Annotated in this window: 9 protein-coding genes; all 9 read right to left on the bottom strand. The window is 35.6% G+C overall.

Features of this window, described 5'->3' with window-relative positions; all coding sequences use genetic code 11:
• Window positions 1–384 precede the first annotated feature (384 nt).
• The 9 genes from greA to BUB96_RS09930 all read right to left on the bottom strand — a co-directional run bounded on the left by greA (window position 385) and on the right by BUB96_RS09930 (window position 9,459).
• Entirely contained in the window at window positions 385–858 is a 474-nt protein-coding gene (gene greA, locus BUB96_RS09970; RefSeq protein WP_073298676.1) for a transcription elongation factor GreA, read from the bottom strand.
• A gap of 201 nt (window positions 859–1,059) precedes the next feature.
• Window positions 1,060–1,701 (bottom strand): uridine kinase, encoded by a 642-nt coding sequence (udk, locus tag BUB96_RS09965; RefSeq protein WP_073298675.1) that lies wholly within the window; start codon window positions 1,699–1,701, stop codon window positions 1,060–1,062.
• Between the two features lie 171 nt (window positions 1,702–1,872).
• The gene (gene mltG / locus BUB96_RS09960; RefSeq protein WP_234945840.1) at window positions 1,873–2,961 is read right to left on the bottom strand and encodes an endolytic transglycosylase MltG; all 1,089 of its coding nucleotides are present in this window, start codon (window positions 2,959–2,961) and stop codon (window positions 1,873–1,875) included.
• A gap of 110 nt (window positions 2,962–3,071) precedes the next feature.
• Entirely contained in the window at window positions 3,072–3,410 is a 339-nt protein-coding gene (locus tag BUB96_RS09955) for a DUF1292 domain-containing protein (protein WP_073298673.1), read from the bottom strand.
• Window positions 3,400–3,849, bottom strand: coding sequence for a Holliday junction resolvase RuvX (gene ruvX, locus BUB96_RS09950; RefSeq protein WP_073298672.1), 450 nt, complete (start codon window positions 3,847–3,849; stop codon window positions 3,400–3,402). Before ruvX ends, BUB96_RS09955 begins: the two co-directional genes overlap by 11 nt.
• Window positions 3,846–4,106 carry an IreB family regulatory phosphoprotein gene (locus BUB96_RS09945; RefSeq protein ID WP_073298671.1) on the bottom strand — a complete coding sequence of 87 codons (261 nt, stop codon included), beginning with the start codon at window positions 4,104–4,106 and terminating at the stop codon, window positions 3,846–3,848. The genes ruvX and BUB96_RS09945 overlap by 4 nt, the downstream gene beginning before the upstream one ends.
• Before the next feature lie 115 nt (window positions 4,107–4,221).
• Entirely contained in the window at window positions 4,222–6,864 is a 2,643-nt protein-coding gene (gene alaS / locus BUB96_RS09940; protein ID WP_073298670.1) for an alanine--tRNA ligase, read from the bottom strand.
• A 345-nt stretch (window positions 6,865–7,209) separates the two neighbouring features.
• The gene (locus BUB96_RS09935; protein WP_073298669.1) at window positions 7,210–7,746 is read right to left on the bottom strand and encodes a nucleoside/nucleotide kinase family protein; all 537 of its coding nucleotides are present in this window, start codon (window positions 7,744–7,746) and stop codon (window positions 7,210–7,212) included.
• 228 nt (window positions 7,747–7,974) lie between these two features.
• Window positions 7,975–9,459 (bottom strand): carbon starvation CstA family protein, encoded by a 1,485-nt coding sequence (locus BUB96_RS09930; RefSeq protein WP_073298668.1) that lies wholly within the window; start codon window positions 9,457–9,459, stop codon window positions 7,975–7,977.
• Between the last annotated feature and the right edge of the window lie 224 nt (window positions 9,460–9,683).

Raw genomic sequence — 9,683 nt, 5'->3', positions numbered from 1 at the left:
CGTCTGCTGACTTCTCTTTCCCCAGCTTTCCATTGCTGAAAAGGTTTGATGTAGAGAAAGAGACCTCCCCGGGTAAGAATAACAACCTTCCACTCATGTCACTGCTTCATTTACTGTGTGGGATTCGTGCAGTATCGGACTTTACTTTGTTTGGCAAGCTCGTCCGTCCCTGTTCAGCCTTGATATGAAGTTTCTGTTCGTCAGTGCGAGTGTTTGCCGCCGACTTCCTTCGGATTCCACCTCGCGGTGGACACCCTTGTCTTTGGCTAACAGTTCCTACTGCAAAGTCTGGAGTGGACTTTCACCACCAAGTTGTTACCCATGCCGGGCGCACCAAAAAAGGACAAAACTCGGAAGTTTTGTCCTTTTAAACATAGCTATTTATTAATTTACTTGTAGAATTTCTACGTTCATATCTCCACCGGGTGTTTCAATCATTACTTTATCCCCAGCTGTTCTTCCAATCAGTGCTTTTGCAATAGGTGATTCGTTTGAAATTTTACCTTCAAAAGGATCCGCTTCTGCAGCTCCGACGATCTTATATTTTTCTTCAAAACCATCTGGCAATTCTTTAAATAATACTGTACGACCGAGTGCAATTTCTCCCTCAGCGTAATCATTGGAACTAATAATCTCTGCATGTTGTAACATATGCTCTACTTTTTGAATACGCCCTTCAATAAAGGCTTGTTCTTCTCTTGCTGACTCATACTCTGAGTTTTCAGATAAGTCACCAAAACCACGTGCAACTTTAATCCGTTCTACAACTTCTTTACGTTTGGTGGTTTTTAATTCATTCAGTTCATTTTCTAATTTTTCTTTACCTTCAACGGTCATTGGAAATTTCTTTTCTTGCATCACACATTACTCCTAATTCTTTTAATAGTTTTTTTGTTTATATTAAACGTTTTTAAAATAATACAATGATGCCACCGTGAAGTGACATCATTATTTGCTATTTATTTGATTTTGTAGCGTTTTCTATTTTTCAATGTAAATAAGTTAACATGAAAAACAATAATTGTAAAGCGAAATATTTAATTGTCCGAAACATTTCTATTAATCAATCCCTCGTTCATGGAAAATCATGCGTATTTTTGTGACCACAAGATCAATCGCCACTTTATTGTGTCCCCCTTCAGGAATGATGATATCGGCATATTTTTTAGAAGGTTCGACAAATTGTTCATGCATTTCTCGCACAACGGATAGATACTGATGAATAATATTATCTAATGAACGTCCGCGTTCTTTCATATCTCTTTGAATCCGACGAATAATGCGCAGATCCGAAGTCGTATCGACATAAATTTTAATATCCATTAAATCACGTAACCGTTCATCTTCTAAGATCAAAATCCCCTCTACAATGATTACATCTTGAGGTTCTACGTGGATTGTTTTATCACTACGCGTATGCCGAGCATAATCATAAACGGGAACTTCAATACTTTCATTATTTTGCAATTGAGTTAATTGCTCAACCATTAAGTCCGTATCAAAAGCAAAAGGATGATCATAGTTCGTTTCTAAACGCTCTTCAAATGAGATATCGCTTTGGTCTCGATAATAAGAATCATGCTCCACCATTGCAATTGATTTTCCAGAAAAATATTCGTATATTTTATTGCAAACCGTTGTTTTTCCACTGCCTGAACCACCGGCCACTCCTATAATAATAGGTCGATGTTGTGAATTCATTATCGTTTCCTCTTTCTGCATTTTCTAAGGAAATTCACTGACTGACGAGTTTTATAAACGAAGACAGACACAGTATTTCCCGTAGGTCTATTAGGAACTAGTTTATCTTTTCTTATGAATCATTAGAAAAGCATTGAAAATTTACTTTCAATGCTTTTCTCTTTTTAGTTATTAATTATTCCCTATATGTTCTTCTTTTAATCGAAGATGTTCTTCATAATCTTCAGCATAATAGATATTTCCAGTATGAATATCTGCTAAGAAGTACATATAATCTGTTTCTGCAGGATGAACGCTGGCGTCTATCGCTCCCTCAGAAGGGCTCCCAATTGGTCCAGCACCTATTCCGCTATATTTATACGTATTATAAGGCGAATCAACTTCTAAATCTTTATAGGTTGTAGATTCTCGATGTTCACCTAAAGCATAACTCACACTTGGATCTGTCTGCAAAGGCATTCCCTCTTCTAACCGATTATAAAATACGCCAGAAATCAGCAAACGATCTTCTTCAGAAACACCTTCTTTTTCAATATAAGAAGCGAGTGTTAGGATTTCGTGGATGTTTAAGTTCATTTCAGAAATAGATTCTAAATAAGGTTGAATCACTTGGTTCATCCGTGAAATCATTTGTTCCACTGTATCTTCTAATTTGGTGTTTTCAAAAATATCATAAGTGGCTGGAAATAAATACCCTTCAAGTACATAACGAGTATCTTCAGCGGCTAAGGCATCGGTTAATAAATCAGGATATTTCTCCGCCATTTGCTCAATAAAGTCGGCATCTTGGACAAGCTCCATAAATGCATCATGTGAAAAATCCGTATTTTCCTCTATTCGTTGGGCTATCTCTTCGATATTAAATCCTTCCGGGATAGTAAGAGAAAAAGTAGGTTGATCCATGATGGGAGTCCCTCCTTCATTTAAATACTTTGCTATTTCCTTCACCGACATCGATGGTGACATTAAGTAAGTACCTGCTTGGAAATGATTATCCTCGCTAAATCGAGCATAAAAGTCAAAAATCAATGAACTATTAATCAGTTCATTCTTTTCTAAAATATTAGCAATATCTCTACGAGTAGACCCACTAGGTATTTCAACCTCAATGACTTCTTCACTCTCTGCATCTATTGGATTGAGTCCTTTATTTATATACTGATAACCCGTAAATGCAAGAACAATAATTGCAATTAAAAAAACAATACTCATTCGAATAATTATTTTACGTACTGTCCTATCTTTATGCCTCTCATTCAAATATTTTCAGTCCTTTAAATATATTAAGATACATTATACCTGAATAAGATACCATAAAAAAGGGGGACATATCAAAAAAAGGATGGAATTTCCATCCTTCATTGATTTGATTATTCTTCTTCTTCTTCCTCTTCTTCTATGAAAGCACCAAGTACTTCTTCAATCATATCCCATTCTTCTTCTGTTTCGATATCATTGAGTTGTCCTTCTAAGCCTCCATCAGATTCTGTGTAAGAAAATGCAAAGATTTCAACTTCTTCATCTTCCGTGCTTACTGGATGTACAAGAACATAACTTTTTTCGTGTTCTTCAGATTCAAAGGTTAAAAGAATTTGATATAAATCTTCATTCCCCTCTTCATCCACTAAAGTAATATATTCATGTTCTGAATCATGATTATGGTCGTGTTCATGATCGTGATCATGGTCATGTGTATGATTATCTGTCATGATGAGCCTCCTTTAATTTGTCTTTTCTATCTAGATAATTTTGTAAAATCATCATTGCAGCAATTTTATCAATGACTTTTTTTCGTTTTTTTCGTGATACATCGCCCTCTTCAATCATCATACGATTGGCTTGGGCAGTAGTTAGACGCTCATCTTCGTATTCAATAGGTAGATTAAACGTCTTCGTTACTAGTTCTCCATAATTTTGAGAGGCTTTTGCTCGATCGCCTAAAGTCCCATCCATGTTTTTAGGTAGGCCAATTACTACTTTCTTAACTTCATACTCTCGAATAATCTCTTCCAAACGAATTAGTCCAAATTCTTCATTGGCTTCATCAATTTGAATGATCTCTAACCCTTGAGCTGTCCACCCAAAAGGATCACTAACTGCTACACCTACTGTTTTAGTTCCAACATCTAACCCTAATATTCTGTTCAATTTTCATCGCTTTCCAGATAATTTTTTAATAATTCTTCTAAAATTTCATCTCGTTCAAAACGACGAATTAAATTTCTAGCATCATTATGTCGTGGTATATAAGCAGGGTCACCAGATAACAAGTATCCAACTATTTGGTTAATTGGATTATACTCTTTTTCTTCTAAAGCTTGGTAGACTTGCTGAAGCATTTTAGATACATTATTTGGTTCGTTATTTTTCCCATCAAAACGTACCGTGCGTTCATCATTACTCATTGAAAATCCCCCATCTATTCCTATTCTATTTTCTCTCACTTATCTTACCTAAAAGCAGAGTTTTCTTCAATGATTATTGAAAGTATATGAATTAATTTTAACACTTTTTTATTCTTTATACATTCATTAGCCATTCCTTTGCTGTTTTTAATGCTTCTTGAATACCAGCTGGGTTTTTACCTCCTGCTTGAGCCATTTCAGGACGACCCCCACCGCCCCCACCTATTTTAGGTGCAATCTGTTTAATTAAATCGCCCGCTTTAAGACCAGATGACAGAGCTTTATCACTCATAGCGGTTAGCATATTTACTTTACCATCTAAAGTCAGCGCCAATACTAGTACATCCGAAGAATTATTTGCTTTCCATTTATCGGCCATTTGTCGGAGTTGATCCATATCTTTTGCTTCTACTTGTTCAGCAATGATCGTAAAACCTCCAATTGTTTCTGGATCGTCAAAGAGATTACTTGCTTGTTCATTAGCTAATCTAGCATAGAGCGACTCATTTTCTCTACGCAACTCTTGCAATTCATTAAAGAGAGATTTCACGCGTTCTGTGACCCGTTCGATAGTTTGTGCTTTTGTCAATTGAGCTGTCTGAGATAAAATTTCTAACTGATCCTCCACCCATTTCATAGCACCCTCACTTGTGCGAGCCACGATTCGACGGACACCTGCTCCAATCCCAGATTCTGTCGTTATTTTAAACAAACCAATATCTGAGGTGTTTTTAACATGCGTTCCCCCACATAATTCGATTGAATAGTCATCAATAGAAACAACTCGTACGACATCTCCATATTTTTCACCAAACAAGGCCATAGCTCCCATCTCTCTTGCCTTATCAATGGTTGTCACAGTCGTTTCAACTGGATGAGCTTCCCAAATTTTCTCATTAATAATATTTTCGATTTTTTCTAATTGTTCATTGGTTACTTGTTCTAAATGTGTGAAGTCAAATCGCAGATAATCTGCTGTTACTAATGAACCGGCTTGGTTAACATGTTGACCTACAACATCTTTTAAAGCTTGATGCAATAAGTGTGTCGCTGTATGGTTTCTTTCAATAAGCATCCGACGAAGGATATTTACTTCCAATCGATATTCATCGCCTACTTTTAACGGCTCAACAGTCTCCACAAAGTGTAGGTTTTGTCCAGCAGGAGCTACTTGAGTATCTACTACTCTCCCAACTAAATTTCCATCAGAGTCACGGATAATTCCACTATCACCTACTTGTCCACCTTTTTCAGCATAAAATGGAGTCGTTTCAAAGACTAATTGAGCTTTTCTTTTCCCATCGACTTCATCCACAAAAATATCTTCACAAATAATAGCTTGTAGACGACTAGTAACTTTAAGGTCTGTGTATCCCACAAACTCACTATCAACCTCTAATTCTGAAAGAACGCCAGATTGAGCTTTCATTGATTGGTCATCTCCACGAGCTGCACGAGCACGTTCACGTTGTTTTTCCATTTCTTTTGAAAAACCTTCAATATCTGTTGTGAAGCCTCGTTCCTGTGCATACTCTTCGGTCAATTCAACTGGAAAACCAAATGTATCATAAAGTAAAAAGGCATCTTTCCCAGTAACTTGAACTTCCCCTTTATTAGTTAATTGCTCAAAAACTTCGACTAAATGTTCTAATCCTTCTGTTAATGTTTCATGGAATCGATTTTCTTCCTGTTGAATCACTTGAATAACAAAAGCTTCTTGTGTGATTACATTAGGATAAAAATCTCCCATAATTTCACCAACCACTGGAACTAATTCTGTTAAGAATGGTTTATTAATTTCTAACTTACGTCCATGCATCACAGCTCGACGAATTAAACGACGTAAAACATACCCTCTTCCTTCATTTGAAGGCAATGCTCCGTCTGCAATTGCAAAGGTAACTGCCCGAATGTGATCAGCAATCACTTTGAAACTTTGTTTAAGTTCGCCAGCCGTTTCATATTCGACGCCAGAAATTTCTTCTACTTTACGAATAAGTGGCATAAATAAATCTGTTTCAAAGTTTGTGGGTGTATCTTGTATTACAGAAACAATACGCTCCAAGCCCATCCCCGTATCAATATTTTTATTAGGTAACGGCTCATAAGTGTCATCAGGAAGATGATTAAACTGTGAGAAGACAAGGTTCCATATTTCAAGCCAGCGTTCATTCTCGCCCCCTGGATAACTCTCTGGATGGTCTGCAGGTAAATCATTATTTTCTGGTCCACGATCGTAAAATATTTCAGTTTGCGGACCAGAAGGACCTACTCCAATATCCCAGAAGTTTTCGTCTTCATCTAAAACGTGTTCTTTTGGAAGACCAATTTTTTCTTCCCAAATTTCACGCGCTTCTTCATCATCTGAATGGACAGTTACGTAAAGTTTTTCTGGATCTAGTGCTAACCATTTCTCATCCGTTAAAAATTCCCAAGCCCATTCAATCGCTTCTTCTTTAAAATAATCACCAATTGAAAAGTTACCCAACATCTCAAACATCGTATGATGGCGTGCTGTTAGCCCAACATTTTCAATATCATTGGTACGAATACTTTTTTGTGAACTTGTAATGCGTGGATTTTCTGGAATAACTGAACCGTCAAAATATTTTTTAAATGTAGCTACTCCTGAGTTAATCCATAATAAACTAGGATCATCCACTGGAACTAATGAAGCACTTTTTTCTACTTTGTGTCCTTTTTCTTCAAAAAATTCAAGAAACATTGAACGAATTTCTGAACTAGTTAATTTTTTCATCTTTTTCTCCTCAATCTCTTTGATTTAATTTTTTAAAACAAAAAACGAGTAATCTCATTGCGACAAGGACGACTCTACGCGGTACCACCTTGATTGCAATGACATTACTCGTTCATTACCTCTTTGATGTAATTTAACACATTACTTGCGGTATGATTTCTCATACGATTTTCTATTTAACTATTATTTTTTATCATAGGGAGCTTTTATTAAGGATTGTTCGCACATCTCACCATCTGTGCGTCGCTGTAAACAAAAGAATTAATAAACATGTCCTATACTTGAATACTATAATGTTTTGTGTAAAAAAAGTCAAATAAAAACCGACTAGTAAAAAAGTGAAAATTATACTAGCTGTTCACATATGTCATCTACAATGTTTAATATGGATTGTGTTCCGTCAATCATCACATCCGAATTAGGTTTAATAGTATCTAGCATTTCAATATAACCTTTTCTACCTTGTAAAATATAATTCTCCATATCTGACAGAATATCTTTCGTCGAACAATCTTGAAAGTCTCTAATCATACGGCGAGCTAAAGCAACATCTAAAGGGGTGTCAATAAACACAGCCAGATCAATCAGGTCACTCATTTTTAAATGCTTATAAGCAAAAGGAAAATCTAAGACGATGTAATTAAGTTGTTGAATACATAATGCTTCTAAATCTTTTAAAAGAGGACTTAGATCCCACAAATTATAATCAGAACCATTTTCCACCCAGCGTATAATATTCTCCGGGCCATCAAAATCGTAATCATCAAAATAAAGAGCTTTAGCATTTGGCAATTTCTGAACTAAAATTTTTGTTATAGTAGTTTTTCCACTACCGGAAACACCTGCTATAGCAATTATAAAAGGAGAACTTTTTTTATTCATAACATCCATCCTTACCTTTTCGCTGTAAACAAAGGAATTAATAAATATATTCTATACTTGAATACTATAATGCTTCAATGCTATAGTTTCAAATATTTTTTGACAAAAGGCAATATAATGCAAACGTTTAGAAGATATTTTTAATGCTTCAATCAATCGCTATAAAAATCAGAGCATTAAAAAATACACCCTTTACTTTAAAAAAGAAAGGATGTATTTTTATCATCATTATTTATGAATGACTAGCTCTGGATATAAATCAGCGATATCTTTTTGATCATTGAGCAAGTCACTATCTGGCGTTATGGACTCTGACATTTTTTTCATTTGATAAGCAAAGGCTACTAATATCATTCCAACTATTACTATACTAATATAATATGAAAGTTTCATATCTAAGCCAAAGCCGATTTTTTCGGTTAAGAGATACAAAATCACCATATATAACATAAACACTCCTGGTATAAGCGTTACAAAGTAATTTCGCTTTTTTAAGAATAAATAAGCTGAACTAACGAACAGAGCGATCACTGCTGTAGCTTGGTTAGCCCAATTGAAGTAGCGCCATAAAAGGTTAAAATCAATAAACATCAACGCCCCACTAATAATAAAAATCGGAATAGCAATAAGGAATCGTTTGTTATAGCTTTTTTGATCGATTTTAAGATAATCAGCAATCACCATTCTTAAGCTTCGGAATGCTGTGTCTCCTGAAGTAATCGGCAAAACAATGACCCCTAAAATGGCAATAGTTCCACCAACAGAGCCTAGTAATTTAAGAGAAATTTCGCTAACTGCAGCAGAAGCTGTTCCTTGAGCAATAATTTGACTCAATGTTTGTCCATCAAACAAGGCCATAGCCGCTGCTGCCCAGATCATTGCAATAACTCCTTCAGCAATCATTGCCCCATAGAAGACAAAACGTCCTTCTCCTTCTTTTTCAACAGTTCTTGATATAATCGGACTTTGCGTCGCATGAAAACCAGACATCGCTCCACAAGAAATCGTAAAAAATAACCCTGGAATAACAGATAGATTATCAGGATGCATATTTTGTAAGTTTAACTCAGGAACATTCTCTATATTTCCACTGGTAAATAAAGTAATTCCTACTCCTGCACAAGCTAGCAATAAAATAGCCCCAAATATGGGATAAATTCGCCCAATTACTTTATCAATAGGTAAGATGGTCGAGAGGAAATAATACATAAATATTAAAATGACCCATCCCCAATGACCAAGGAAGCCATTCGTTACTTCTTCTAATAGTGAAGCAGGTGACGTAACAAAAACTGTCCCTACTAACAAGAGTAAGAGAGCTGTAAAGATATTTACAACGTGTTTCATGCCTTTTCCTAAGTATTTTCCCGAAAGTTCTGGTAAATGTGCCCCGTTATTTCTTAATGAAATCATTCCAAGATAATAATCATGCACGGCCCCTGCGAAAATATTTCCAATGACAATCCAAATAAAAGCTACTGGACCATATAGTGCTCCCATAATAGGACCAAAAATCGGACCTGTTCCTGCAATATTCAATAATTGAATCAGCCAATTCTTGTTTTTTGACATTGGAACAAAGTCACTGCCATCTTCCAACACATAAGCTGGGGTCTGACGTTCCGGTTCCACTCCAAAATTTTTAATAATAACTTTTGAATAAAAATAATAACCTAAAAATAATAGTATAATCCCGCCAATAAATGAATACAAAAAATCCCTCCTATATTCTTTTCAATTACTGGACGGAAGCGCTTCCATTCATATAATTATGAGTACAATATACCAGTAAATGCAACGGTTTTCAACCCCAAATAACAACTCTTTATTCATTTATATTTTCCCTCAGTTGTAAAGTTAAGTGCACCACTTTGAACATGATAGATTATTATCTTCAGATCTTAGGGTTTTATGCTTTTACTCCCCCGAGGGGGAGT

This window comes from Atopostipes suicloacalis DSM 15692 (assembly GCF_900129085.1).
GTDB lineage: Bacteria > Bacillota > Bacilli > Lactobacillales > Carnobacteriaceae_A > Atopostipes > Atopostipes suicloacalis.
Note: the sequence above shows the minus strand (reverse complement) of the source record. Positions and strands in the feature narration are given on the sequence as shown.

Bases quoted from the DNA above. Each gene is read 5' to 3' on its own strand.
- BUB96_RS09955 (WP_073298673.1), bottom strand. From the start codon at position 3,410: ATGACAGATAATCATACACATGACCATGATCACGATCATGAACACGAC.
- BUB96_RS09935 (WP_073298669.1), bottom strand. From the start codon at position 7,746: ATGAATAAAAAAAGTTCTCCTTTTATAATTGCTATAGCAGGTGTTTCC.
- BUB96_RS09945 (WP_073298671.1), bottom strand. From the start codon at position 4,106: ATGAGTAATGATGAACGCACGGTACGTTTTGATGGGAAAAATAACGAA.
- greA (WP_073298676.1), bottom strand. From the start codon at position 858: ATGCAAGAAAAGAAATTTCCAATGACCGTTGAAGGTAAAGAAAAATTA.
- udk (WP_073298675.1), bottom strand. From the start codon at position 1,701: ATGAATTCACAACATCGACCTATTATTATAGGAGTGGCCGGTGGTTCA.
- alaS (WP_073298670.1), bottom strand. From the start codon at position 6,864: ATGAAAAAATTAACTAGTTCAGAAATTCGTTCAATGTTTCTTGAATTT.